The sequence below is a fragment of the Marinomonas sp. KMM3893 genome, assembly GCF_004352855.1.
GTDB lineage: Bacteria > Pseudomonadota > Gammaproteobacteria > Pseudomonadales > Marinomonadaceae > Marinomonas > Marinomonas arenicola.
Window position 1 is genome coordinate 394047 of sequence record NZ_SJSC01000001.1, and the last position, 25107, is coordinate 419153.

Annotated in this window: 20 protein-coding genes; 14 read left to right on the plus strand and 6 right to left on the minus strand. The window is 44.9% G+C overall.

The window, feature by feature from the left end; genetic code table 11:
- Positions 1-26: 26 nt before the first annotated feature.
- Positions 27-1349, minus strand: coding sequence for a Na+/H+ antiporter family protein (locus E0D71_RS01790; protein ID WP_133001580.1), 1323 nt, complete (start codon positions 1347-1349; stop codon positions 27-29).
- Positions 1350-1703: 354 nt separating this feature from the next.
- Between E0D71_RS01790 and nspC the strand changes: the two genes are divergently transcribed.
- The 5 genes from nspC to E0D71_RS01815 all read left to right on the plus strand — a co-directional run bounded on the left by nspC (position 1704) and on the right by E0D71_RS01815 (position 8856).
- Positions 1704-2801: a carboxynorspermidine decarboxylase gene (gene nspC, locus E0D71_RS01795; RefSeq protein WP_133001581.1), complete on the plus strand. Its 1098-nt coding sequence runs from the start codon at positions 1704-1706 to the stop codon at positions 2799-2801.
- A 48-nt stretch (positions 2802-2849) separates the two neighbouring features.
- Positions 2850-4094, plus strand: a complete 1245-nt coding sequence (locus tag E0D71_RS01800; protein ID WP_133001582.1) for a saccharopine dehydrogenase family protein — start codon at positions 2850-2852, stop codon at positions 4092-4094.
- Positions 4095-4349: 255 nt separating this feature from the next.
- Positions 4350-5729, plus strand: coding sequence for a hypothetical protein (locus E0D71_RS01805; protein ID WP_133001583.1), 1380 nt, complete (start codon positions 4350-4352; stop codon positions 5727-5729).
- A 191-nt stretch (positions 5730-5920) separates the two neighbouring features.
- Positions 5921-6889, plus strand: coding sequence for a serine/threonine protein kinase (locus tag E0D71_RS01810; protein WP_133001584.1), 969 nt, complete (start codon positions 5921-5923; stop codon positions 6887-6889).
- Positions 6886-8856 carry a RecQ family ATP-dependent DNA helicase gene (locus tag E0D71_RS01815; RefSeq protein ID WP_133001585.1) on the plus strand — a complete coding sequence of 657 codons (1971 nt, stop codon included), beginning with the start codon at positions 6886-6888 and terminating at the stop codon, positions 8854-8856. Before E0D71_RS01810 ends, E0D71_RS01815 begins: the two co-directional genes overlap by 4 nt.
- On the opposite strand, the gene E0D71_RS01820 is transcribed toward E0D71_RS01815, so the two are convergent.
- The gene (locus tag E0D71_RS01820) at positions 8853-9977 is read right to left on the minus strand and encodes a glycosyltransferase family 4 protein (protein ID WP_133001586.1); all 1125 of its coding nucleotides are present in this window, start codon (positions 9975-9977) and stop codon (positions 8853-8855) included. The genes E0D71_RS01815 and E0D71_RS01820 overlap by 4 nt on opposite strands.
- Positions 9978-10484: 507 nt before the next feature.
- Between E0D71_RS01820 and E0D71_RS01825 the strand changes: the two genes are divergently transcribed.
- The 4 genes from E0D71_RS01825 (at position 10485) to E0D71_RS01840 (ending at position 13951) form a co-directional block, all read left to right on the plus strand.
- Positions 10485-10964, plus strand: coding sequence for a hypothetical protein (locus E0D71_RS01825; RefSeq protein ID WP_133001587.1), 480 nt, complete (start codon positions 10485-10487; stop codon positions 10962-10964).
- A 38-nt stretch (positions 10965-11002) separates the two neighbouring features.
- The gene (locus tag E0D71_RS01830) at positions 11003-11929 is read left to right on the plus strand and encodes a tripartite tricarboxylate transporter substrate binding protein (RefSeq protein ID WP_133001588.1); all 927 of its coding nucleotides are present in this window, start codon (positions 11003-11005) and stop codon (positions 11927-11929) included.
- A gap of 79 nt (positions 11930-12008) precedes the next feature.
- Positions 12009-12461 (plus strand): tripartite tricarboxylate transporter TctB family protein, encoded by a 453-nt coding sequence (locus tag E0D71_RS01835; RefSeq protein WP_133001589.1) that lies wholly within the window; start codon positions 12009-12011, stop codon positions 12459-12461.
- Positions 12462-12469: 8 nt separating this feature from the next.
- Positions 12470-13951, plus strand: a complete 1482-nt coding sequence (locus E0D71_RS01840; RefSeq protein WP_133001590.1) for a tripartite tricarboxylate transporter permease — start codon at positions 12470-12472, stop codon at positions 13949-13951.
- A gap of 241 nt (positions 13952-14192) precedes the next feature.
- On the opposite strand, the gene E0D71_RS01845 is transcribed toward E0D71_RS01840, so the two are convergent.
- The 4 genes from E0D71_RS01845 to E0D71_RS01860 form a co-directional block, all read right to left on the minus strand.
- On the minus strand, positions 14193-15071 hold the full coding sequence (locus tag E0D71_RS01845; RefSeq protein ID WP_133001591.1) for an NAD(P)-dependent oxidoreductase: 879 nt from the start codon (positions 15069-15071) through the stop codon (positions 14193-14195).
- A gap of 210 nt (positions 15072-15281) precedes the next feature.
- Complete coding sequence (locus E0D71_RS01850; RefSeq protein ID WP_133001592.1) at positions 15282-15572, minus strand: GIY-YIG nuclease family protein; 291 nt, start codon at positions 15570-15572, stop codon at positions 15282-15284.
- Positions 15573-15610: 38 nt separating this feature from the next.
- Entirely contained in the window at positions 15611-16222 is a 612-nt protein-coding gene (locus E0D71_RS01855) for a LysE family translocator (RefSeq protein ID WP_133001593.1), read from the minus strand.
- A complete protein-coding gene (locus E0D71_RS01860; RefSeq protein WP_133001594.1) occupies positions 16219-16425 on the minus strand; it encodes a hypothetical protein in 207 nt (68 codons plus the stop codon). Before E0D71_RS01860 ends, E0D71_RS01855 begins: the two co-directional genes overlap by 4 nt.
- A 95-nt stretch (positions 16426-16520) precedes the next feature.
- On the opposite strand from E0D71_RS01860, the gene E0D71_RS01865 reads away from it, so the two are divergent.
- The 5 genes from E0D71_RS01865 to E0D71_RS01885 all read left to right on the plus strand — a co-directional run bounded on the left by E0D71_RS01865 (position 16521) and on the right by E0D71_RS01885 (position 25077).
- Positions 16521-18125 carry a PLP-dependent aminotransferase family protein gene (locus tag E0D71_RS01865; protein ID WP_343772226.1) on the plus strand — a complete coding sequence of 535 codons (1605 nt, stop codon included), beginning with the start codon at positions 16521-16523 and terminating at the stop codon, positions 18123-18125.
- 95 nt (positions 18126-18220) lie between these two features.
- Positions 18221-19600, plus strand: a complete 1380-nt coding sequence (locus E0D71_RS01870) for a TolC family protein (protein ID WP_133001595.1) — start codon at positions 18221-18223, stop codon at positions 19598-19600.
- Positions 19597-20787: an efflux RND transporter periplasmic adaptor subunit gene (locus E0D71_RS01875; protein WP_133001596.1), complete on the plus strand. Its 1191-nt coding sequence runs from the start codon at positions 19597-19599 to the stop codon at positions 20785-20787. The genes E0D71_RS01870 and E0D71_RS01875 overlap by 4 nt, the downstream gene beginning before the upstream one ends.
- Positions 20784-24008 (plus strand): efflux RND transporter permease subunit, encoded by a 3225-nt coding sequence (locus E0D71_RS01880; RefSeq protein ID WP_133001597.1) that lies wholly within the window; start codon positions 20784-20786, stop codon positions 24006-24008. The genes E0D71_RS01875 and E0D71_RS01880 overlap by 4 nt, the downstream gene beginning before the upstream one ends.
- A gap of 238 nt (positions 24009-24246) precedes the next feature.
- On the plus strand, positions 24247-25077 hold the full coding sequence (locus tag E0D71_RS01885; protein ID WP_133001598.1) for an ABC transporter ATP-binding protein: 831 nt from the start codon (positions 24247-24249) through the stop codon (positions 25075-25077).
- The last annotated feature ends 30 nt before the right edge of the window (positions 25078-25107 follow it).

Consider the following 25107-nt stretch of genomic DNA (forward strand, 5'->3'; position numbering starts at 1 on the left):
GCACTACCCTATGCTCTATTGCCCTTTTAAAGCACTAAAGAAGCGACCCAGCCCATCACAAGAAGCGGTAAGTTGTAATGCAAAAATGTTGGAATAACACTGTCTCTAATATGATCATGTTGCCCATCTGCATTCAGACCAGAAGTAGGCCCTAATGTAGAGTCAGAAGCTGGTGAGCCAGCATCGCCAAGCGCCGCCGCGGTTCCCACCAAGGCCACAACTGCAATTGGGCTAAACCCAAGCTGCATCGCAAGGGGAGTATAAATGGTTGCGATAATAGGAATGGTACTAAACGACGAGCCAATCCCCATTGTCACAATCAAACCAACCAACAACATGCTAGCAGACGCTACGGCTTGATTTGAGCCAAGCCAACCACCCAATAGATTAACCAAGGAGTTAACCTCACCGGTTGCACGAATCACCGCGGCAAACCCGGCGGCACTGATCATAATAAAACCAATCATCGCCATCAACTCAACCCCACCAGACAGCACTGTCTGAGATTGCTTCCAGCTAATTTGACCTGTAATAAAGTAGACCGCTAAACCACTTAACGCCCCAAAGATCATAGACCCGGTATAAAGCTGTGTCGCTAAGGCAACCACAATGGCCACAAAAGACACCATAATAGCATTACGACTTGGCAAGGTTAGAGAATCCAAATTGAACTCATTTTCTGAGGTTACGTATTCGCGAGGCTTACGGTAACTAAAGAAAACGGCAATCAGCAAGCCAATCACCATGCCGGTTGCAGGCAACCACATCGCTGGCGCAATGGCGCTCGGGTCAACGGTCAAGCCATTAGCCGCTAGATTACTCGCTAACAGCTGATGCAAAAAGACACCACCAAAGCCCACAGGCAACACCATATAAGGCGTCACTAAACCAAATGTTAAAACGCAAGCAATCAAACGACGATCAAGCTTTAAATAAGTCATGACGTGTAATAATGGCGGAACTAAAATAGGAATAAAGGCAATGTGTACTGGGATTAAATTCTGACTGAAAATGGCCATAATTAATAATACCGAGCACACCAAGGTACGCATTAGAGCAACATGATTAGGCGTTGGTGAACGGTTAATTAAGGCAATAATTTTATGCGCAAGCCAATCCGTTAAGCCAGAGCGAGAAATGGCCACGGCAAATGCCCCTAGCATCACATAACTTAAGGCGATAACAGCCCCTTCTCCAAGTCCTTGCTCAAATACCTGAGTGATTTTTAATAGGCTCATACCGCCGACCAGACCGGCAGTGATTGCACTAACGCACAACGAAATCACCACATTTAAACGCGCCACACTTAATATCAACATTAAGGCAACACCTACAACAACCGCATTCATCTCAATATCTTCCTAACAGCATAATGTGCTCACCGACAAATAAGCACAGGGGAATTCGCCAAAACGGCAATAAAACCCACAAATAAAGCCACATTAAGTGACAAGCGAAGGCGGCATTGTAGGGGAGCAAGATGATTTCTCAAGGAGAAATTAGAAGATGGCGACATTTTGTCTTATTTGTTCGATTGGATCCTTGCTAAGCATCGTCCTAAAAACTCGAAACCGAACTTCCATTCGACTTTGATTTTCCAAACAATTTTTGAGAAAAAATGAAGTGGTAAAATAGCAAAATCTTGCTAGAAAACGCCCCCATTTTTGCTCTAGAATACGCCTTTTCAAAAATGGGCCGTTGCCATGATCAAGACACCATATTATCTCATTGATAAAGCCAGTCTTCTAAAAAACTTAGAGAAGATTGCTTACGTGCGCCAACAGTCCGGAGCCAAATCCCTTTTGGCGCTTAAATGTTTCGCAACCTGGTCTGTGTTTGACTTAATGCAAGAGTACATGGACGGCACCACGTCTTCTTCTTTGTATGAAGTGAAATTAGGCAAAGAGAAATTTCAAGGTGAGACTCATGCTTACAGCGTGGCTTATACCGACGATGAAATTGAAGACGTCCTTGCGAACAGCGACAAAATCATCTTTAACTCCATTGGGCAGCTCTCCCGTTTCAATGAGGTTAGCCGCGATAAAACTCGTGGTTTAAGAGTTAATCCTCAAGTCAGTACCTCTGACTTTATTATTGCGGATCCTGCTCGCCCATTTAGCCGTTTAGGCGAATGGGACCCAGAAAAAATCGCAACCGTGATGGAACAAATTTCTGGCTTTATGTTCCATAATAACTGTGAGAACGACAGTTTCGAACGCTTTGATGAGATGCTCACTCACATTGAAAGCCGTTTTGGTCATTTGATCAAACAAATGAAATGGGTCAGTCTAGGAGGCGGCATTCACTTTACCGGTGAAAACTACCCTATTGACCTTTTCTGCCAACGTCTAAAAGCCTTTGCAGATCGTTACCAAGTACAAGTTTACCTAGAGCCTGGTGAAGCCGCGATTACCAACAGCACCACATTGGAAGTGTCTGTCTTGGATACCTTATTTAACGGCAAAAACTTGGCCGTTGTAGACAGCTCAATTGAAGCCCATATGCTGGACTTATTAATCTATCGTGAAAACGCTAAAATGGCCCCTTGCGATGGTGAACATGAATACATGGTGTGTGGTAAATCTTGCTTAGCTGGCGATATCTTTGGTGAATTCAAGTTCGACAAAGCATTGCAAGTAGGTGACCGCTTGTCTTTTCAAGACGCGGCAGGTTACACCATGGTGAAAAAGAACTGGTTTAACGGTGTTAAGATGCCGTCTATTGCCATACGCCAATTGGATGGCAGCATCGAGGTTGTGAGGGAATTCGACTATAACGACTTTGTGCAGAACCTTTCTTGATCACAAGTTAAGACGGTTCACACTTTTTATTTTGGAGAGAGCGTTACTATGAAAAAAAATGTCCTAATTATCGGTGGCGGAGGCGTGGCTCGTGTTGTAGCCCACAAATGCGCCCAACACAATGACACACTGGGCAATATCGCAATTGCCTCCCGTAGCGTTGCAAAATGCGACGATATTGTAGCCAGTGTCCTAGAAAAGGGCAGCATGAAAGTCGAGGGTCGCATTCAGGCATACGCTCTTGATGCTCTTGATGTACCTGCCACTATTAAGCTGATTAATGACACCCAGTCTGAAATCGTCATTAACGTAGGTTCTGCGTTTATCAATATGTCGGTACTAGAAGCGTGTATCGAAACTGGCGCCGCTTACCTAGACACAGCAATTCATGAAGACCCAACAAAAATCTGTGAAACACCACCATGGTATGCAAACTACGAATGGAAACGCCGCGAATTATGTAAAGACAAAGGCGTGACCGCTATTCTTGGCGTAGGGTTTGATCCAGGTGTGGTGAACGCATACGCAGCACTTGCCTACAACGATTATTTTGACAGTGTTAGCGACATCGATATCATCGATATCAATGCAGGCAGCCACGGCAAATACTTCGCGACCAACTTCGACCCAGAAATCAACTTCCGTGAATTCACCGGACGTGTTTACTCTTGGCAAGACCGCGCGTGGCAAGAAAATAAAATGTTCGAAATCAGTCGAACAGATGACCTTCCTGTCGTTGGTAAGCAAACCGCTTACATGACTGGACACGACGAAGTTCACTCTATTTCTCAAAACCTAGACGTGCCGAATGTGCGTTTCTGGATGGGCTTTGGCGAACATTACATCAATGTTTTCACCGTACTAAAAAGTCTAGGATTATTGTCTGAGCAGCCAGTGAAAACAGCAGAAGGCTTAGAAGTAGTGCCGCTTAAAGTGGTAAAAGCCGTACTTCCTGATCCTTCTTCTTTGGCGCCAGATTACACCGGTAAAACCTGCATCGGCGATGTTGTTAAAGGCATCAAAGACGGCAAAGAAAAAGAAGTCTTTATCTACAACGTTGCAGACCACAAAGACGCTTACAACGAAGTGGGTAGCCAAGGTATTTCTTATACCGCCGGTGTTCCTCCTGTTGCAGCCGCTATTCTCGTTGCCAACGGCACTTGGGACGCAAAAGAAATGCGCAACGTCGAACAACTTGATCCAAAACCTTTCTTAGGTCTATTGAACGAGATGGGCTTACCTACTCGTATTAAAGATGAAGACGGCGATCGCCCTTTCACTTTTAATCAATAACAGCGCATTGTTATTATTCTGATGAATAAATAGCCTCGCCCTCGCGAGGCTATTTTTTTCCTGCCCCTTATCTTCGCTTTCTTTGATGGAATCTGCACCACCACCTATACTTGCTCGCTGCAGGTAGCTACTATTACGCACTTCAACAAAGCGTCAGTATTTCGAATAGAAACTGACAGCAAAAGACGATTTTATGCATTTATCGATAACGACGAGCGATCACGTTTTCTACTATTCTGCAATAAGGATTATGTAATGAAACACCAGGTTAAAATAGTAGCCATGATGGCTGCAATCACCCTAACGTTAGCTGGCTGTGCCTCTTCTCCAAGTAGCTCATCTGCACCTAGCCAAGCCGATACCGCTGCTCAAACACAGTTATCTGCAGACATAGAAGCCGTCAAGGTAGCCATCGACAACGCCACGACCACACTGACATCAGCAAAAGACAGCAAGCTGGATTGGTTCGCCACAGAGCAGGTCAATCAGGCACAACAGGCGCTCGACAAAGCCAAAGAATACTACGCAGAGTTTGCCTCTGACCCCAGCGAAGCAAACGACAGTATTGGCTTCTTTAATTCTCAAACCAATATAGAAGCGGCGCAAGAAGGCCTAAATAACTTTCATGCAAAAATAAGCCAAGCAGAAGGCATTCGTGAGCAAGCTTTGACCACACTCGAAGACGCTTTTTCAAACCGCAAACAATTGCAAGAAATTGGGGCAGACACACTCTACCCAACAACCTATAAGCAATTGGATAACGAGCTAAAAAACCTTGTCGATCAAGTCGCGAATGGCAAAGTTGATGCGGCCATCACGGCTCAGCCAAGCTTAGTAGGCAAACAGCGTGGGTTAGAAATAAAAACCGCCATTAAAGTGTACTTGTCAGACGCTAAAGACAAGTTGAAAAGACTGGAACTGGCACTAGTGAAAAACTATGCCCCACAAACGTTAGCACAAGCCTCTGCTGCGTTAATGGACGCTGAAGCATTCATTGCCGCCGAACCAAGAGCCACTGCAAAAATTAAAGAAAAAGCCGATGCGGTGATGTTTGCCATTAATCATGCAGAGCAAGTGTCCATTGCGGTGAAAAAACTTCGAGCCATGCCGCAAAGTGCCAATGAACGCTATATTTTGAACTTCGAGAAACTCTTGCTGGCGATTTCTAATGAATTGGGCGCCGTCGACTCTCGTGACCAAAGATTGAGTAAACAGGGGCAGCTTATTGTTCAATTTATCAAAGACAGCATGAAAAACGAGCAAGCAGTACAAACGGCCCAGCAAGACTTAAAGGCCACTATTGTTAAGCAAAATAACAATTTAGACATACTGAATAAACAAATTGATTCGCTCAATAGCAAGCTTGCTGATAAAACCGCATACATCACCTCGCTACAGAATCAAGTCGCTAATTTAATGGCGCAACTTGAGATGGCTAAAAAATCAGCCCAAAAAACAGCTGACGTCACGACAACACCCGCTAAAGACAGCGGCGTAACGGACGAAATGGCAACAGACACGACCACATCCAGCATGGAGCAAGATGCCGGCGACGCAATGATGGATCAAGACCCATCAAGCTCACCCAGTACTGACAGCGCTCTTGACTCGTCAGAGGAAGCGTTAGAAAAATAATCAGTCCACAGACAACAAGCAGTCGGATCAATCGGATCTGGCTGTTTGTTCCATTCAGCATTTCCTTCCTCCCCTAATTCGCGCACATTTTTGCTATAATACTTTTATCAGGCCACCCCTCTTTTTCTTGGGCTACCAGATGCGCTTTTCGGTTTTCATCACTGCCTTTTTACTTCTTTAGAGCCAATATTATGTCCGCGACACACACTTTCTCAAGCCTAGTTCCTGACGTTATTTTAGACGCCGTTGAATCCACAGGATTATGGAGTGATTCGCGTATTTACCCGCTCAACAGTTATGAGAATAGAGTGTACCAAGTGGGCATTGAGGACAGTTCGCCGGTCATTGCTAAATTTTACCGACCAGAACGTTGGACTGAGGCACAAATCCGCGAAGAACATGACACCTTGCTCGCATTGCAAGAACAAGGTGTTCCCGTCGTCGCCCCCTTGGCATTCGAAGGTAAGACACTGTTCTTGCATAACGACATCTACTTTGCGCTTTCAGCAAAATTGACAGGGCAGCACCCAGAGGCAGATAACCTAGATCAGTTGTATCAGCTTGGTGAACGGATGGGGCAACTTCATCACGCCATGGCAACCCCTTTCACGCACCGCATTAGCGTGTCTCCGTTGGAACAAATAGAACAAGCAGGTGCACAAATATTGGCAGGAGAACATTTGCCACAACGGCTAAAAACAGACTATCAAAAGCAAATTGCCCGCCTTCATGAGATGAGCGCAGCCCAACTCAATGTCTATTGGCCAACAGAATTACGTGCCGTTCATGGTGACAGTCATCGGAGCAACTTGATGCTTCATAATGAAGAATTCCACCTGCTCGATTTTGATGATTGCCAAAACGGTGTCGCCATTCAAGACCTCTGGCTACACTTAACGCAAACAGAAAACCCAAGACAACAACTCAGCGAAATGATCGAAGGCTATGAAACCTATCTACCCTTTGACACTCGTGAACTGGGCTTAATTGATGTGTTTAAAAGCGCGCGAATAGCCAACTACGCTGCTTGGTTACAACAACGCTGGAATGATCCAGCCTTTGTTAAAGCCTTCCCTTGGTTTACCAGTGAAGAGTACTGGATCAATCATTTGAATGAGCTAAAAAGCTGTGAACTAGAATGGGGGAACATGTCTCGATGAATCCATTAGAATCAAAACTCGACGCCTTGTTTGGCTTTAATCAATTCCGCCAAGGTCAAGAGCAAACCATTCAGCAGTTACTCGCTGGACACTCCTCATTAGCGGTATTCCCAACTGGCTCAGGCAAGTCATTATGTTATCAATTTACGGCGACCCAGCTACCTAATCTGACCTTGGTTATTTCACCACTGATTGCCTTGATGCACGATCAATTAGATTTTTTGCGCAGCAAGGGCATCGCCGCTGCCAGCTTAGATTCAAGCCAGAGCAAAGAAGACAGCCAAGCGGTCATGGAAGGCGTACAAAGCGGCCATATCAAAATTCTGATGATTTCCGTTGAGCGCTTTAAAAACGAACGCTTTCGCCGATTTATAAAACAAGTGCCCATCTCGATGTTAGTAGTTGATGAAGCCCATTGTATTTCTGAGTGGGGACACAATTTCCGCCCTGATTATTTAAAACTGCCTCATTACCAACAAGAACTGCAAATCCCTTTGGTATTATTGCTTACGGCAACGGCAACACGTCGTGTACAAAGAGATATGGCACAGAAATTCAATATTTACCCTGAACACATCACTCAAACTGGCTTTTACCGCGCTAATTTGGACATTGAGCTGATTCCAGCACAAAGCGATGGCAAAATATTTGAACTAAAGCGCCTCCTTAAGGAGGTTTCAGGGCCAAGTATTGTCTATGTGACTCAACAGAAAACAGCGGAAGACATTGCCAATACACTGATGACAGAGGGTTTTCCAGCGAAGGCTTATCATGCGGGCTTAAAGGACGATGTGCGGCGCCAGATTCAAGCAGACTTTATGTCCGGTCAAACGCCAATAATTATCGCCACCATTGCGTTTGGCATGGGTATCGACAAAGCGGATATTCGTCTTGTCGTCCACTATGACCTACCCAAATCCATTGAAAACTACAGCCAAGAAATTGGCCGTGCTGGGCGTGATAATTTACCTAGCCGCTGTGTCATGCTCGCAAGTTTAGAAGGCCTTCATACCTTAGAAAATTTCGTCTATGGTGATACCCCACAACGCCATGAAATACAGAATCTACTCGGCCAAATCAAAGAACACACAATTCATGATGAACAGTGGCATACAGATCAATGGGAAACCCAGCTTTATGGCCTTTCCAACCAAACAAACATTCGCTCTTTACCGCTAAAAACGCTGTTAGTACAACTCGAAATGCTTGACGCAATAGAGCCAAAATACAGCTACTACGCAGAAGTTCGATTAAAATGGCAAACGGATCGCCATGCTTTTAAAGCGCACCTTCCAGCTGAGATGCAATCCACTTATGATGCGATATTAAACGGTATTCAGTATAAGAAGATTTGGGGAACACCCAACTTTGATACCATGTATCAACAAGCGGGCGTGACCCGAGGTGATGTATTACAAGTGCTAGAACATCTTGCTGATCAAAATGTGATCATACTGGAGAGCAAGGGGCTTACTGAGGTCTATCAAGTGAATACTCAGGTTTTTCATCAGGAAACCCTGCTCAACCAACTCAGTCAGTATGTTGAAGAAAAAGAAAGCTCTGAAATAGAGCGCATCGCTACCATGATTCGTTTTTTCCAACTTGACCGTTGCCTAAATCACAACCTCGCTAAATATTTTGGTGATCAGAATGCACCACAGCACTGCGGCCACTGCTCGGTGTGCAAAGGTAAGGTATTGGCTTTTGCCGCACCAACCTCAGAGAAGGATAACTGGCAGCAAAACTTGGCTTTTTACATCAATGAATTCGTCTCTCATATGCAAAATAAAAGCCCTAATAGTCTAATCACAGAAGTGTTAGTAACACGATTTTTGACGGGTCTTACCCAACCTATTTTTACCAAAGTAAAAGCCCGCCAATTATCAGGATTTGCAAAGTACGAACAACAGGCTTATCGAGAGGTGCTTGATGCCGTCAAAAAACAACACCAAACAGGGTACAATTAATCTATAAAACGGTGAAAAACTGCATCAAATTGCTGCTTTAATGCAGACTCATACACTTCTTTAGCTGACTCTTGGTTAGCTAAAGAAACACGTTTCCATAATGCTGAATCCGTTAATAGCCTTGTCATTAGCTCGGCTAGCTCTTGGTTGTCCGAGCCTTCATAAACAAACTCTGCGGCTTCATTACGAATGATTTCGCTTGCCCCAACCCATTTCGTTGTAATGACTGGCGCACCACATGCCATAGCTTCAGCAACCACACGACCGAACTCTTCAATTCGCGCCGGCAGTACAAAAATATCCAGTGCGTTAAAATACTCTTCTACATTGTCAATGATAGGAAGGGTGCGGATTCGATGTTTGTAAGGAGAATTATCAAGTATGGTCTGGAACTCTGGGGTTAGCTTGTCTTTGCCAACAAACACAAAATGCGTTTTTTCTGCGATCTCTTTTGGCAGGAGATTAATTGCCTCAAAAAAACGATCCACACCACGTTTCTTGAAGTTACCAGAAGTCACTAACCCAACTAAATATTCGTCTTCTTTTACCCCTAATTCTGTGCGGATTTTTACCCTAGAAGCCTCAGGCAAACACTTAAACTGACTTTCATCAATCGCAGGATAGATAACAGAAATATCCTCTTCAGGTACAGAAAAGCGTTTTATCAACTCATCTTTAGCTAAATTAGAGTTCGCTACAATATGTTTAAATTGATGATTTTGAAATATTGGAGTATGTACCAAATACATTTCATCATCTTTAGGGAGGGGCTTTCCATGTATTTTTTCACAAGCGAGATGCACGCAATTGTGAATAAAATGGACATCTGGATGCTGGACATCACCATGCCCAATCAGCATATCGGCTTTCAGCTTTTTCGCTAATTTTAACGTCTCATTGCTAAACTGAATTCTTCGTTTAAACTTTTTCTGCCAAAAAAAGCGCTTCGATTTATGAGAAATTCCACCACTGTTTTTTATATCTGTTACATTCGCATTTTCTGAAACGGTGTGCACTTCACAGCCCATTGATCGAAAATACTTAATCTCTTCATGCACACTACGACAAGCACCTGAATACGTTTTTTCAAGGTTCTGTTTCGATATCAAAATGGTTTTCATGGTCTTAAAGAAAATCCTCTTAGCCTGTTAAGCTGCAAAAGGGAAATAGTAGCAATAAAAGCACTGCAAGGTGTAGCGCTTAAATGAAATGGTGGGAAAACCATAAGCCTTTTTCATCGTGGGTTTATCAAATCAAACACCCCCAAAAGAGCCAAGACATCAGCACCTATGGCAATCCTATGTATATGCACTTCATCTAAATTCAGAACAAACAAAACACACTGTTTGTTCTGAAACCCCCACTTTCCCAAGGTAGTATAAAAGCCAGACCAAATCTGCTGACCACTCTTTATTTGTAGTATTATATTATGGTAAGTTACAATTCATGACTTGCTACTTGCCAGGATAAGACCTTCGAAAAGCCCTCTTATAAGCACTAGCTTGGAATAGAAGTACTCAAATCACCATGATAAACACACCTTCTATGGATGGGGCTTGTCATGAGGAACTAACAATAAAAACTTGAGCATAGGGAAGAACGCTCGACCTAACGAGTAGGAGTTTGACATGGCAAGAGACCATAAACAGCTTGCTAAAGACGCGGTTGAACTGGTTAAACCAGCGATAGACAAGCTGTTTGAACAAACCAACCGAAAAGAACTGCATATTGTCATTATGGATCCCAGAATAAAGCCTTGGGAGTCAACATTTGAAGAGGCAATTCTGTATCAAGAATCTATTAAGAACTCATCGTGGAGCACTCCCTTTGATGTTCTTGCTAGAAACAAAGCGGCCCAAGCTTGGCGAAACAAAAGCGCCAACCTTCATCACCAAGCCGTGCACCCCTCTTCTCTACGTGATGATGATGTTCTCTTTTATGGCTCATTTGTCTATGGGGATGTTGTGGTTGCCTGCAGTGGTGTTCAGCAATGGTTTGATATGCTTATTAGCGGCTGGATAGCCCTAGCATTTGAACAATTAGCCATCAGTGATTACCAACAAAGGAAGCTAGACCAACCTACCCAAATGTACAGAAACAACAAATAAAAAAGAAAACGACAATAAATATAAAAAAGGATTATGTAATGAAAAAAATAATTAGAAATACCATTGTTCTTGCTGGAATTTTAGCTTCTGCTTCTGCGTTTTCCGCTGATTACCCAAGCAAAAATATCCGTTTAGTCGTGCCATTTGGTGCTGGTGGCGGAACAGACTCCGTCGGTCGCACACTAGCAAACAGCGCAAAAGACATACTCGGAACCAACATTTCTGTGATGAACCGAACCGGAGGCTCTGGTGCGGTCGGCATGAGCTATGGCGCGCAACAGCGTGGTGATGGCTATACCTTAACGGTTGTCACCCGCGAAATCGCTTCCTTACCTCAAATGGGCTTAATGCAACATACGGCCAATGATTTCAAACTCATTCGTATGGTCAACTTAGACCCTGCCGTTGTCCTCGTTAACAAAGACAGTAAATTCAATAACATCAATGATTTAATTCAAGAAGCGAAAGCCAATCCAGGAAAAGTAAAGTTTGCCTCAACCGCAGCGCCAAACTTTTATTTGATCGCTTTGCAAAAAGATCAGGGCATTCAACTTAATGCCATCCCATACAATGGTTCGTCAGAAGCCATTCCATCCGTCTTGGGTGGACACACTGCCGTGACCATGGTCACGCCGGGTGAAGCCATTTCTCAACTCAGATCAGGTCAATTAAAAGCCTTAGGGGTGATGTCTAAAGAACGTATTTCATACATTCCTAACGTCCCTACTTTGATAGAACAAGGCGTTAATGTGACCAGTGGCACATGGCGTGGAATTGGCGCACCGAAAAGCACGCCAGATGAAATAATTGTTACCTTAGGAAATGCATTCGATCAAGCCATGGCATCCGATGAATTTAAAACCTTCATGGCCAAAGGCGCCATGACAATTCACAACATGAATGCCGCTGAGTTTACTCAGTTTGTTAAAGATGACACTCAATCTTTAGGTGCATTAATTAAGTAATAACACACAAACAGGGTTGCTACTGCTGGCAACCCTGTTTGTGATTACTGAGTTCAGTTTATTTCAAAAGGATTTTTCTATGTTAAATAGAAATATTGTTTTTCCTATATTAATCATTGTGATTAGTGCTGTTATATTGTCGTTAATCCCGCAATTTACTGTACCAGTCTATTATCAGCAAGACGCTAGCGTTGGGGCAAAATTTTTCCCTACGGTTTTGGTCATCGCACAAATCATCATCTGTATTGCATTGCTCGTTCAACACCGAGCCAAGAAGCATAAAGCACAAGAATCCGACGGATTATTTTCAAAAATGTCTTTCTTTGGCCTGTGTTTCTTAGTCGTGTATGCCGTACTAATAGGCCTTCTTGGCTACCTTATTGCCAGCTTAACTGCGTTTACCTTGTATTTGGCCTATTTAAAAACAAAGAAGCTTTCTTACTACCTTTTCGCCTATTTTTTTGTTGTTGCTATTTATTATCTATTTAGCCACGTGTTTGTTATTTCCCTTCCTGAAGGCATTATTTTTTAGAGGCTTCTATGATAGATCATTTATTTGTCGGCCTTGGTGCTGCATTTAGCTTAGCAATATTCCCTGTCCTTATATTTGGCGTTCTAGGGGGCATAATTCTTGGCGCACTGCCAGGCTTAACAGCAACAATGGGCGTGGCAATATTGTTGCCATTTACCTTTGGCATGGAAGCGACTGCCGCCATGGTGATGCTTATTGGGGTGTACATCGGTGGTATTTTTGGCGGTTCCATCTCTGCCATATTGTTAAAAACACCGGGGACACCCGCATCCGCAGCAACGGTTCTGGATGGTTATTCTCTGACTCAGAAAGGCGAAGCGGCACGTGCTTTGAGCATCGCGGCGGTCGCCTCTTTTGTAGGCGGATTAATTAGTACCATTATATTGATCGCTATTGCGCCTATGTTGGCAGAATTTGCATTGCGATTTAATGCTCCCGAATACTTCGCATTGGCCCTGTTTGGCTTGACCATTATCGCCAGCGTGGCATCAAAAAGTATCTTGAAAGGCTTATTAGCCGGTACCATTGGTTTATTGATTTCAACCGTGGGTCTCGACCCTATCAGCAGTGTTCCAAGATTTACTTTTGGAATCTTAGACCTCTACAACGGCATCAATGTCATCCCGGTTTTAATTGGTTTATTTGCGATATCAGAAGCCTTAACCCAACTAGAAAAACTGCATGCAAAAGAAAAAATTGCTGAGAAATTCAGTAATAAACTGATGAGTTTAAAAGACCTTAAAAGCATTCTACCTACGTCGATTAAAAGTGCTTTATTTGGTACCTCTATTGGTGCGGTTCCAGGTGCTGGTGCCGATATTTCAGCGTTTGTGTGCTACAACGAAGCCAAACGAGTCTCTAAGAACCCTGAAGAATTTGGTAACGGATCTATTAGAGGGCTCGCAGCCGCAGAAGCAGGCAATAATGGAGTCACAGGCGGTTCACTCGTTCCCCTATTAACATTAGGTGTACCGGGCGATGCGGTTGCCGCCGTATTACTAGGGGCTTTGATTGTTCAAGGGCTGACTCCTGGACCACTCCTGTTCACTCAAAACCCAGAAATTGTCTACGGTATTTTTAGCTCTATGCTAGTGGCGAATATTGCCATGCTGTTAATTGGGCTATTAGGCATTCGCTTTTTCTGTCAGATTTCAAAAGTCCCTAAATTACTAATGATCCCCATCATTATTTTCTTATCGATTGTTGGGGCTTATGCGATCAATAATTCAATGTTCGACGTAGGCATTGCCATTTCATTTGGCGTACTTGGTTTTGTATTGAATAAATTAGAAGTGCCCACTTCGCCGATACTGCTTGCGATCATTCTAGGGCCAATGGCAGAAACCAATTTAAGAAAATCCCTATTGATGTTCGAAGGTAGCTGGTCGTTCCTATATGAAAGGCCTATCGCATTGGCTTTTATACTTTTGGCGATTTTCTCACTGTGGTCAACCATAAGAAGGCATAGAAAAACCGCTAGTTCCACTTAGCAAACTCACTTCAACTCTTGCTTTAGGCTTCTCAGAATGCACATCTGATGAAGCCTAAAAGCCCTTATTTATCTTTCCCTTGTCGCAATCTCTAGCTCGAACCACTCCCTCGCCAGAGCGCTTCCCTGTTCTCCAGTACTCCCAAGATAACGCTTGAAAAGTGGCCTTATGCGGGCCAAAAAAAACGCCTCTAAAAAGAGGCGTTTTGACCATAACGGCATTAGATATTGATGGCTAACAGTTACGCATTCAATTTCATGAAATAGTCGAATATTTCAGGAACATTGCCATTTCCCATATCCAAATCCACGCCTGCTTGAAGGTTCGCTGACGTTCCTTCCGCAATTTGCGAGCGTGTTCCAAGGTCTTCTACCATCTTCAAAAAGTAACCTAAATCTTTGTTAGCATTAGCTATCGAGAAGCCTAAATCACTGTTGTTATCAATCGCGTAGTTTTTACAAAAATGCATAAACGGCGAGTTAGAAGGACCTGTCGACATGATGTCAAATAATTGCTGGCGATCAACTCCTGCGCGATCCGCTACAGCAAACGCTTGAGACATAGCCGTTACCGTTGTCATGCCCATAAAATTATTGATTAATTTAGTGGTGTGGCCTGCTCCCAATGCGCCTAAATGGAAAACATTTTCACCTTGTTGCTCAAGAATAGGCTTAACTTTCTCAAAGGTATCTTTATCGCCTGCGGCCATGATGTTCAACAAGCCGTCTTTGGCGTGGGCAGGTGTACGACCTAGAGGAGCATCAATCATACCCGCTCCTTTTGCGGCCAAATCGGCGCCAATTTTACGTGTAGATGCAGGGATAGAAGTACCGAAGTCAATTAATACGGCGCCTTCTTTAATGCCCGCTAAAATACCATCTTCAGCATAAACCAATGCTTCAACGACGTTTGAGGTCGTTAAACAAAGCATAACAATGTCACTTGCGGCCGCTAATTCTTTTGCGGAAGTCGCTTGTGTCGCACCACGTGCAACACAAGCAGCAACGGCGTCTTTATTTAGATCCATTACATTAAGCTCAAAACCTCTTTTTTGAAGGTTTTCAACCATGTTGCCGCCCATTAAGCCTAGCCCGATGAACCCAATAATAGGTTTCGTCATTTTTATTCTCCTAATGATTCAAATGCCAATATGCGTTTAATAGCACCAATTTAATTGTATGATTATATTACCATATTGTTTTTTAGTAAAAAACAAAAGATCACGCTTTACGTTTGATCAGGCAAAAGAAGCGTGTTGGAAGGTATGACAAAAGAAGAGTGACCTATTGAGCAGGTCACATGGAAGAAGTCACCATGACTCGATTTAACGTCAAAGTGACCTAGTCTTTATTAAGGAAGAGACACAAAGTTGGCCGTTAACTATCTGTAATTTCTGGCGTTTATTAAGTTGTTTAACACGATACTCTAGTACCAAGGCATCGCTTCTGCTCCCAACAACTTGATGCCATAGGAGCTCTAAGGGGCCTTTTCCTTTTAAATATCGTGCACCGCTTTTATTCGCACCTGAGTGCTCTTTAAAACGGCGCTCCACATCGGTGGTAACGCCAGTATAAAGTGTATCAAGACGGGTTTTGATGATATAGAGACTCCACTCATTCATAGTGATCTCCTTTGTCCTTGCTGCAAAATAGGGATTATCTAACCTCCCACCATTAACAGCAAGGTCGAAGCCGTGGCCAATCCCATGACGTAATTAAACGCTCGCTGGCGTTTGTCATCCGTTAACCAACGGCGAATCGCAACACCCGCCCACGCCCAAAGAGTAATCGCAGGAAACCCCATGCACGCAAACAAGACGATAATCCAAAAACCGGATTGCACATACAAGTCTCCGGCCAAAGAAAAGGAGCTGACACAGCCAACCGACATCATCCAAGCTTTAGGATTCACATACTGAAAAAGCGCCGCCTGCCACCATCGCATGGGCGAAGCCGACTGTTTGGCGTTAGACAGTTGGCCTACTGGGGCGCTGGCCACTTTCCAAGCAAGCCACAATAAATAAGCGCCGCCAACCCATTTTAAAACGGAGTAAATAGGAGGATAGAGTACAAATAATGCCCCCATCCCCAGCAGCACAGAAAATAACAAGGACGCCATGCCTAATACAATGCCAATCATATGGGGCAAAGTACGGCGAAAGCCAAATTGGGCACCAGACGCCAATAACATCATATTATTGGGTCCAGGCGTTACCGACATAATAAAAGCGAACAAAGCCAAAGCGAAAAAGAACGAAGCGTCCGTAATCATGATGAAGTTTCCTTGGTTTTTTTGCGCATAAGATCGCCAATAAATCCGCTAAAACTGGCCTGCGATAATTCTGCTTGACGAATCTCATGAGTCAGCCCCATATCCTGCATTTGCTGCTCACTTACCTTAATCAAAGACTTACGTGTTTGATAACGCTCAATGCAATATTGAACATGGGTCAATAAAGAAATAATTAGCATCACTCTATCTCCTTTTCGTCTCTGACTCACCTTAGCCTGTGTTGGTATTAGGCGTTTGTTAGAGCCAATTCGGCACTCAATAAAAAGAACCACTGTGTATGAAGGTCAACTATAGAGAGAAGATCAAATACAATACAGACTCAGAAAAACACTTTATTAACAATACAGAAAACCCTAATTCTGTCTGTATGGCAGCAAACATAAAAATCTGTATGGTCAATTTTGCGTCTTTATTCGTCTACAATAACGTACCCCCTGCCACTGACTTAACAGGACGCTACGCTATGACGCTCTATCAAGATTTGTCAGAACGCTTAAAAGAACACATTGAATTAGGTTTCTATAAACCTGGTGACAAACTTCCATCGGTACGTCAGTTATCTCAAGAGCATGGCGTGAGTATTTCAACCGTTCAAGAAGCCTATCGGCAATTAGAGCAAGAAATTTTAGTAGAGGCTCGACCAAAATCAGGCTACTTTGTTGTCCAAAAACAGCGCATTGATAACCTCCCCAGCATCTCTCGGCCACCTCAACGCCCATTGGAAGTTTCACAGTGGGAAGAAGTGTTCAACTTACTCATGATCCGAGACAATGCTAACGGAGTACAGTTACAGCACGCCATGCCTGATATGACGGCGTCAACCTTAAAACCTTTGCTAAAAACCTTGGCGGATTTAACCAAACAAAACCCTGCATTAGGCTTAGGCTATGGCGACCTAAGAGGCTCAGAAGAACTGCGCACGCAACTTTGCCGTTTAGCCGGTGCCTCTGGCTGCCAACTGCATCCAGACGACCTGGTTGTCACATCAGGATGCCAAGAAGCACTTTCTGTTTGCCTACGGGCAGTGACAGAACCCAATGATATTATTGCCATCGAATCACCCAGTTTTTATGGTTCTATGCAAGCCATCAAAGCGGCCAACTTAAAAGCGATGGAAATTCCCACTCACCCAGAAACTGGCATCAGTTTAGAGGCTTTAGAGCTGGCGCTCGATCAATGGCCAATCAAAGCCATTTTAGTCACGCCAACCTGTAACAACCCTCTGGGCTACACAATGTCGGACGACAAAAAAGAGCGCTTATATAGATTGGCGCAAAGCTATGATATTGCCATCATAGAAGACGACATTTACGGTGACATCGCTTATCAATTTCCTCGCCCTAGAAGCATCAAATCGTTTGATGAAGATGGTCGTGTCTTACTCTGCTCATCCTTTTCTAAAACCGTCGCACCAGGGATACGCGTAGGCTGGATAGCCCCTGGCCGTTATCGAGACAAGGTTACTCACATAAAATACGTCAGTAGCTCCATGTGCCCTACGCTACCGCAATTGGCCATTGCCAAATTCATTCGCCTTGGTGGGTATGACAAACACATTCGCACTATGCGCCAGCGCTATGAAAAGCAAAGAGATCACATGTTAGCCGCCATCAAACGCTACTTTCCAAGCAACACCCGTGTTAGTTTTCCTGATGGCGGTTTTATTTTATGGGTAGAGCTTGATAAAGACATCGACAGCATGAAGTTGGTGGAACAGTGCCGTTTGGAGGGCGTTGGATTCGCACCAGGGCCTCTGTTCTCCGCCACCGGAAAATACCGCCACTGTTTTCGTATTAATTTCAGCGAACAAGGCATGGAACAACGCGAAGCTGCCATCAAAACCTTGGCGCAAGTCTTACTGAAATTCCAGCCAGTAAATTAACCTTATCTTTTATTAACCAAGATCGACTTTTTTGGCGATTTTGTTGTCTATGGCAAAGCGGCCTAACATTGGGTGAATTCACAAAGAGGAACGGCATGATAAATAAGACGCTTTGGCATTGGGGATGCTTATGCCTAAGTCTCTCGCTGACAGCCTGCAGTAGCGACATGCAACGTGGTAAAATCGCGGACAAAGCACAAAAAGAAAGCGCGGCACTTATTGACAAGAAAGAGATCCAATGGCGCCAACTAAACGAAGTTGCCCCGATCAGCTATTTGACGGATCTTATTCAAGATGCGCAGTTAGACCGACTTATTCAACAGGCACTAACCGCAAACCCTGACTTACAAAAAACCTTGCTCACCCTAAAAGCCAGTACTTGGCAATTAAAAAGCATCCATGGGGACCGCCTTCCTAGTCTCGACGCTGGATTTTCTCGCAATAAAACAGAAAGCGTCGAAGCCAGCTATAACGCAGACATTAGCATCAGCTGGGAAGCGGATTTCTGGGGAAAATTAGCGAACAGTGAAGCAGCCGCCGCAAAGAGCCTAGCGGCCGACCAAGCCTTGTATCAGGAAAGCCAAGACGTACTAGTGGCCAACATCATTAAATCTTGGCTGGCCATGACCTCAAAACAGCATCTGATCGATATTGAAAGCCAACGCTTAGCGGTATTAGAAACCAACGAAAATCGGCTTTTACAACGCTTTAAAAATGGCTTAAATGACCTAGAAGAACTTGATGAAGCGCAAACTGCCAGCTCACAATCAAGGGCGGACCTCGCGCAATACAAAGAAGATCTCGCGATAGAGCGGCGCACATTACAACGTTACTTAGGCAGTGAAAATACGCTAAACATAGTCCCCAATACGGACTACCCTAGGGTCAATCTGACGCTCGATTATTTACCAGAGCAAAGCCTACAACGCCGCCCTGATTTAAAAGCCGCCTATTTGGCCATTCAAGCTGCGGACTTAAACGTATCGGTTGCCTATAAAGACATGTTACCGACCATTAGTCTGAGCGCCACCTTAAGCGATACTGCCAGTTCTCCAAGCAGCGCCCTATTTGCGTCGCCGATATGGTCTTTATTGGCGCAACTCACCCAACCCTTGTACCAAGGCGGTAAACTAAAAGCCGCGGTTGAAATTGCCAAAATAAACACAGCTGAAGCCTATCAAGACTATCGAAGCACCTTATTAACCGCCATCAACGAAGTCGAAACCACCATAGGACAAGAAAAGCTCTTAACCCAACAGCTGCTTAACATCCAACAAGCCTTACAAAGCTCGCAAAAAAATCTCACTCGCTATGAACAAAAATACCGTACCGGCTTAGTCGAACTCAGCGATTTAATTCGGGTGCAAGAAACCACCTTTAATTTGGCAGCAGAACTAGACAACTTACTGTACTTACACTTAATTAATCGAGTCGATTTAGGGCTCGCCCTCGGGCTAGGAGTCAAAGAGTCATGAAACGCCTTTATCAATGGATTACCTTGATCCTTGCTTTGCTCGTTATCGCCAGCGTTTATTTTTACATTACCAAGGCGTTAGAAGCGCAAAAAAACAAGGTTCGCCAACCAAGGCCTGCGGCGCCTGAACAAGCCATGGAAGTCAGTGTGATTCGCGTATCACCAGGTAAACACGCCGCCATGGTGCAGGTTTCAGGCATCGCCAAACCACATTATGACTTAACCCTAACCACCCAAGTCAGCGGCGAAGTGACTTACCTTGCCGAGCATTTCGAAAAAGGCCAGCGAGTCACCAAGGGGCAAGTGTTAGCCCGCCTGCACAATACTGAACTGGCCAGTTCAGTCGCCACCGCAGCAAATACAGTAGCCAGCGCGACCCTTGCTTTAAAAGAAGAAGAACGCCAAGCCAAACAGTCCAAAGCCGAGTGGCAAGCAGCAGGGTTCAGCGGAGCGCCCGACTCAGACCTAGTCTTACGAAAACCGCAATTAGAAGCGGCTAGAACGCAACTCGAAGCGGCAAAAGCGGCCTTATCAGACGCCAAAGACAAGCTAAAACACGCTCAATTAATTGCGCCTTTCGATGCGCTTGTGGTCGCGCGCTTTATCTCTCCCGGTTCCTTTTTAAATGCTGGCAACGAGGTTGCAACACTTTACAGCACCGACCGACTGGAAATCGAACTGGATCTGGCACACAGTGATTGGCAGAAATTGCCCACAACAACGGCATTAATCAAACAGCGCTGGCCGGCTCGTATCGAATCTATGGATGGGCGCCAACATTGGGCAGGCAGAGTATTGAGTGCAGATCTGCACATTGATGAAAGCACTCGTATGCGCAAACTTGTTGTCGGTCTAGCCAATCCGTTAGAACAGTCTCCTGCCTTACTTCCTGGTGCATTTGTTAACGTCATACTTGAAGGAAAGCCCATCGAGAATCTATGGCAGCTGCCCAATTCTGCACTCAGTCAAAAGAGTGAGATTTGGTACATTACAGACGACCAACGTCTCGCTAGTTTTACGACATCCCCTGAGTTTGTTGATGCAAACTACGTCTACATTAGCGTACCAAAAACCATGCAAGACAAGCCTTATCAGATCCTAACGCACCCTTATAACAGCTATCTACCAGGCCGTTTGGTTACCCCTATAGAAAACCAAGCCACGCAGGCTGAAGGTATAGCGCCATGACACCACTGGATCAGCCTAAAGGTATTATCGCCTGGTTTGCTTGCAACCCCGTAGCTGCCAACTTGTTAATGTTGTTGATCATTACTCTGGGTGTTATGAACATGGGGGCGCTCAATAAAGAAGCCTTCCCTAGCTTACCGCCTAACAGCATTGCTATTTCGGTCAGCAATGAAAGTGGTTCCGCAAAAGAAAACGAAGAAGGCATTGCCATTCCTATTGAAGAAAAATTGCAAGACGTGATTGGCATCCAAGACATTACAACGACTTCTACCGCAAACAGCACCAGTGTTAGCATTGAGATGCAAGACGGCTACAACATAGACACCTTAGAAGACGATATAAAAAATGCGCTCGATCAAATTACTTCTTTTCCCGATGAAGCGGACCCACCGGTTGTCACGAAATCCACCAGAGAAGAGCACGCTATTTGGTTGCAACTGCACGGCACCACTGACCGTCGCACCTTACAAAAACTCGCTTACGATTTAAAAACCGATTTATTAGCGAAAGACAACATTAGCTCGGCGAATATTTCAGGGTGGATTGACCCCACCATGATAGTCGAAGTCGACAAAAATACCCTGCAAGGCTATGGCCTTACCTTGTCTGAGGTTGCAACCGCCATAAACCAAGAGTCGTCCCCTGCGAGAGTAGCCACATTACGTGATCGGAATATTTACCTGCACATCAGTGCGTCAGAACAGGCTTACTTCAAGCAAGAGTTTTCCAACATTCAAATTAAGACCACAGCAAATGGTGGTCGTATTCGTCTCAGCGATATTGCAACCATTCGCGATGCTTTCGACGAAGATGACTTTGTGTTGTCGCGATTTAACCGACAAAACAGCATTGCAATACAGGTCATCACCACCGGGCAAGACGACATATCTAACTCTGTTTCCGCCGCCAAAGATGTTATTGATGAGTGGTATGCAGACGGTCGTTTGCCACCCAATGTTCAACTTTCTACTTGGTATGACCGCAGCCAGTCTATCAATCAACGCTTAGACTTAATGATTGAGAATGCCATCACGGGCATTTTACTTGTGTTTATTTTGTTGGCGGTTTTCCTCAATGTCACAGTCGCATTTTGGGTCGCCATGGGGCTGCCTTTTATCTTCTTTGGCACCTTGTATTTCATGGGCACCCAAACCATTGATCTGACGCTAAACATGTTTACCACCTTCGGTTTCATAATGGCATTAGGCATTGTGGTGGACGATGCCGTGGTGGTTGGAGAAAATGTGTATAGCCTTAGATCAAAAGACGGGGATACGCTAAACAATACGATCAAGGGCACGTTGCAAGTTGCCGTACCGACCCTATTTGGTGTTTTCACAACCGTTGCCGCCTTTTGGGCATTAGCCAATATCGACGGTCGATTGGGGCAACTTTACTCTCAATTCGCCATCGTGGTTGCCATCTGTTTAGTGCTTTCTGTCATCGAATCTAAAATCATACTGCCCGCGCATTTGGCGCACATTAACACCCGTAAATCGATCAATAAAAATGTCTTATCGCGCTCCTGGGGGATGATTCAACAGGGTGCTGATGCTAGCCTTCAATGGTTCAGCGACAAAGTTTATCGCCCTCTTATCGACCTTGCTTTACGCTATCGATACGCCGTTCTGGTGCTGTTTGTCGCTGTGTTTATGCTGGTGATGTCGATGCCTTTTACTGGCGCGCTACGCATTAGTTTCTTTCCTAAAATCCCTGGCGACACCGTACGTGGTGAGCTCGCTATGTACAACGATGTTAGCTACGGGCAAACCAGCAAAGTACTCTCTTTTCTGGAAAAAACCGCCTATCAAGCCGATGAGCAATTGCGCCACAAAATGGCCCGTGACACTCATCAAGAAAACACCAGCGCCAATCAAAAAGACACCAGTGCCGATCAAAAAAGTACGGCTTCGTTTATTAACAACATTCAAGTTACTGCCACGAATGACCAAAGTGGCCGCTTGCGCATTGAACTAGACACGGTTCGCCCTTACAGCGCCGCGCAATTTGTTCAGCAATGGGAGCGGCTGGCAGGCACGCCAGAAGGCGTTAAGAGTCTGCGCCTTAGCAGCTCAAGAGCGCTATTAGATGATCTTAAAATCGAATTACGAGGCAACGACAACAGCGTACTCAGTGCCGCTATGCACAATATGCTGGCGCAACTAGACACCTTACCGGCGGTGTCAGGCATAGAGCAAAACGATGAGCCAACAGAGTCACGCCTTGCTTTATCCCTCAACGAACAAGGCCGTTTATTAGGTTTAACCACGGCTGGATTGGCCACTCAAATAAACAATAACTTTGACAGCATTACGGTACAAAAGTATCAGCGCGACAACACGGAAATCGAAGTCCATTTAGGCTACCCAAAGGCGCAACAAGAGTCTCCTGCGGCGGTGCTGAATACCAAAATAGTCTTATCGGATGGCACCTACGTTCCCCTGTCCTCGGTGGCCACGTTAACGCAAGAAGAGGCACAAACTCGCATCATTCGAATCAATGCGAAACGCTCTTTATTTCTCACCGCCGAGGTGGATAAAGACACCATGTCCGCCAGCGAAGTAGTCAGCTACTTACAACAAGCTGTGGTGCCTCAGATGAAACGAAAATACCCAGGCGTCGACGTGTATTTCTCTGGGGAAGCAGAGCAACGCGCTGAAACTCAGTCCTCCATGTCAAACATGTTTTTGATCGCCTTATTGATCATTTATGCTCTGCTTGCCATCCCACTCAAATCTTACTCACAGCCGCTCATCATTATGATGGCAATTCCCTTTGGGATTATTGGCGCACTGCTTGGCCATTGGATCAACGACTTACCTTTGGGCATTTTTTCTTTAAACGGCATCTTGGCGCTCAGCGGCGTGGTGGTCAACGACAGTCTATTGCTTGTGTCACGCTTTAATGCGCTTCGCAAAGAAGAAACCAGCCACGTGCAAAAGGCCATTAATCTAGCCTGCCGTAGCCGATTACGCGCAGTACTATTAACGTCATTTACCACCTTCGCAGGGCTTATGCCGATTCTCGGAGAAACCTCAAGACAGGCTCAGATGCTGATTCCTGCGGCCGTCTCTTTAGGCTATGGCATCATGTTCGCCACCATAATCACATTGGTTCTTATTCCTGTCCTCTTAATGATTAAAGAGGACATCCAGCGCCTTCTAGCGCGACTAAAACGGCGAAAGCCTGCGCTTCAAGAACCCTTTGATGGCGTCTTATAAAGGCGCTCTTCCCCAACCACAAAAAACAGAATAAAACCGCCTTAGCTCGCTAGCCAGTTAGATGCCCTAGAGGTTTATAAGCCTTAGGGCATCACCAATCGAGACAAATTTGTCGTGATTTTTGACCATAGACACCATAGAATACGCCCATCAAAAAGTTAACAATAACTATTATCACTTCAATTATTAAACTGTATTGCCAAGCAAGATTAAAACCGCTTTATTAGGACATCCATCAATGACCGTTTCTTCACATGGCCAAGCCGCCCCACTCAGCACTCTCCATCTTGATGCTGGCCATGGCTCCAAGCAGATTTTAAAAGACATCAACCTTACTATTCCTGATGGCAAAATGACGGTCTTACTGGGTCCAAATGGATCAGGAAAATCGACCTTACTGTCCACTTTGGCGCGCTTAATCTCGCCAATGAAAGGACAGGTTCTGCTACAAGGCAACAACATTGCACAACTCCCCACGCGGGAGGTGGCACGCCAATTAGGCCTGCTTCCGCAGCACACCATAGTGCCAGAAGATTTAACCGTCAAAGACCTTGTCTCCCGCGGTCGCTTTCCCCATCAAGGCTTCTTAAAACAATGGAGCAAGCAAGACGAAGCCGCCGTAGATCATGCGCTGGCTGTCACCGGCACTCAAGAATTGGCAGAACGACCCGTTGATAGCCTGTCTGGTGGGCAACGCCAACGCGTCTGGATTGCCATGGTGTTAGCCCAAGAAACCAACCTCATATTGCTCGATGAGCCAACGACATTTTTAGACATGCGCCATCAAGTCGAGCTACTGGAAATGCTGGTTGATCTGGTTCAACAACATGGCCGAACCATTGTTTGTGTATTGCATGATCTCAACCTTTCACTGCAATACGCCGACCATTTAATCTTCTTAAAAGAAGGGGAAATTCGCCATACGCTAAGTCACCCATCACACTGTAATAGCAAGATGGTAGAAGAGGTTTTTGAGACCCAAGTTCTGGCCGTCACCCACCCTGAAACAGGCTTGCCCATTTTTCTGCCTAAGTCACAGCAAACCCCTAAAGCATCGGCAGTGGCATGAGCAGGAGCTTACTTTCACGCGCTAGCAACA

What these genes read in the sequence shown, in the direction of transcription:
- E0D71_RS01830 (WP_133001588.1), top strand. Translation starts at nt 11,003, where the DNA reads ATGAAAAAAATAATTAGAAATACCATTGTTCTTGCTGGAATTTTAGCT.
- E0D71_RS01815 (WP_133001585.1), top strand. Translation starts at nt 6,886, where the DNA reads ATGAATCCATTAGAATCAAAACTCGACGCCTTGTTTGGCTTTAATCAA.
- E0D71_RS01850 (WP_133001592.1), bottom strand. Translation starts at nt 15,572, where the DNA reads ATGAATGAGTGGAGTCTCTATATCATCAAAACCCGTCTTGATACACTT.
- E0D71_RS01880 (WP_133001597.1), top strand. Translation starts at nt 20,784, where the DNA reads ATGACACCACTGGATCAGCCTAAAGGTATTATCGCCTGGTTTGCTTGC.
- E0D71_RS01875 (WP_133001596.1), top strand. Translation starts at nt 19,597, where the DNA reads ATGAAACGCCTTTATCAATGGATTACCTTGATCCTTGCTTTGCTCGTT.
- E0D71_RS01855 (WP_133001593.1), bottom strand. Translation starts at nt 16,222, where the DNA reads ATGATTACGGACGCTTCGTTCTTTTTCGCTTTGGCTTTGTTCGCTTTT.
- E0D71_RS01790 (WP_133001580.1), bottom strand. Translation starts at nt 1,349, where the DNA reads ATGAATGCGGTTGTTGTAGGTGTTGCCTTAATGTTGATATTAAGTGTG.
- E0D71_RS01820 (WP_133001586.1), bottom strand. Translation starts at nt 9,977, where the DNA reads ATGAAAACCATTTTGATATCGAAACAGAACCTTGAAAAAACGTATTCA.
- E0D71_RS01845 (WP_133001591.1), bottom strand. Translation starts at nt 15,071, where the DNA reads ATGACGAAACCTATTATTGGGTTCATCGGGCTAGGCTTAATGGGCGGC.
- E0D71_RS01840 (WP_133001590.1), top strand. Translation starts at nt 12,470, where the DNA reads ATGATAGATCATTTATTTGTCGGCCTTGGTGCTGCATTTAGCTTAGCA.
- E0D71_RS01835 (WP_133001589.1), top strand. Translation starts at nt 12,009, where the DNA reads ATGTTAAATAGAAATATTGTTTTTCCTATATTAATCATTGTGATTAGT.
- E0D71_RS01805 (WP_133001583.1), top strand. Translation starts at nt 4,350, where the DNA reads ATGAAACACCAGGTTAAAATAGTAGCCATGATGGCTGCAATCACCCTA.
- E0D71_RS01885 (WP_133001598.1), top strand. Translation starts at nt 24,247, where the DNA reads ATGACCGTTTCTTCACATGGCCAAGCCGCCCCACTCAGCACTCTCCAT.
- nspC (WP_133001581.1), top strand. Translation starts at nt 1,704, where the DNA reads ATGATCAAGACACCATATTATCTCATTGATAAAGCCAGTCTTCTAAAA.
- E0D71_RS01800 (WP_133001582.1), top strand. Translation starts at nt 2,850, where the DNA reads ATGAAAAAAAATGTCCTAATTATCGGTGGCGGAGGCGTGGCTCGTGTT.
- E0D71_RS01870 (WP_133001595.1), top strand. Translation starts at nt 18,221, where the DNA reads ATGATAAATAAGACGCTTTGGCATTGGGGATGCTTATGCCTAAGTCTC.
- E0D71_RS01825 (WP_133001587.1), top strand. Translation starts at nt 10,485, where the DNA reads ATGGCAAGAGACCATAAACAGCTTGCTAAAGACGCGGTTGAACTGGTT.
- E0D71_RS01865 (WP_343772226.1), top strand. Translation starts at nt 16,521, where the DNA reads ATGAAGGTCAACTATAGAGAGAAGATCAAATACAATACAGACTCAGAA.
- E0D71_RS01810 (WP_133001584.1), top strand. Translation starts at nt 5,921, where the DNA reads ATGTCCGCGACACACACTTTCTCAAGCCTAGTTCCTGACGTTATTTTA.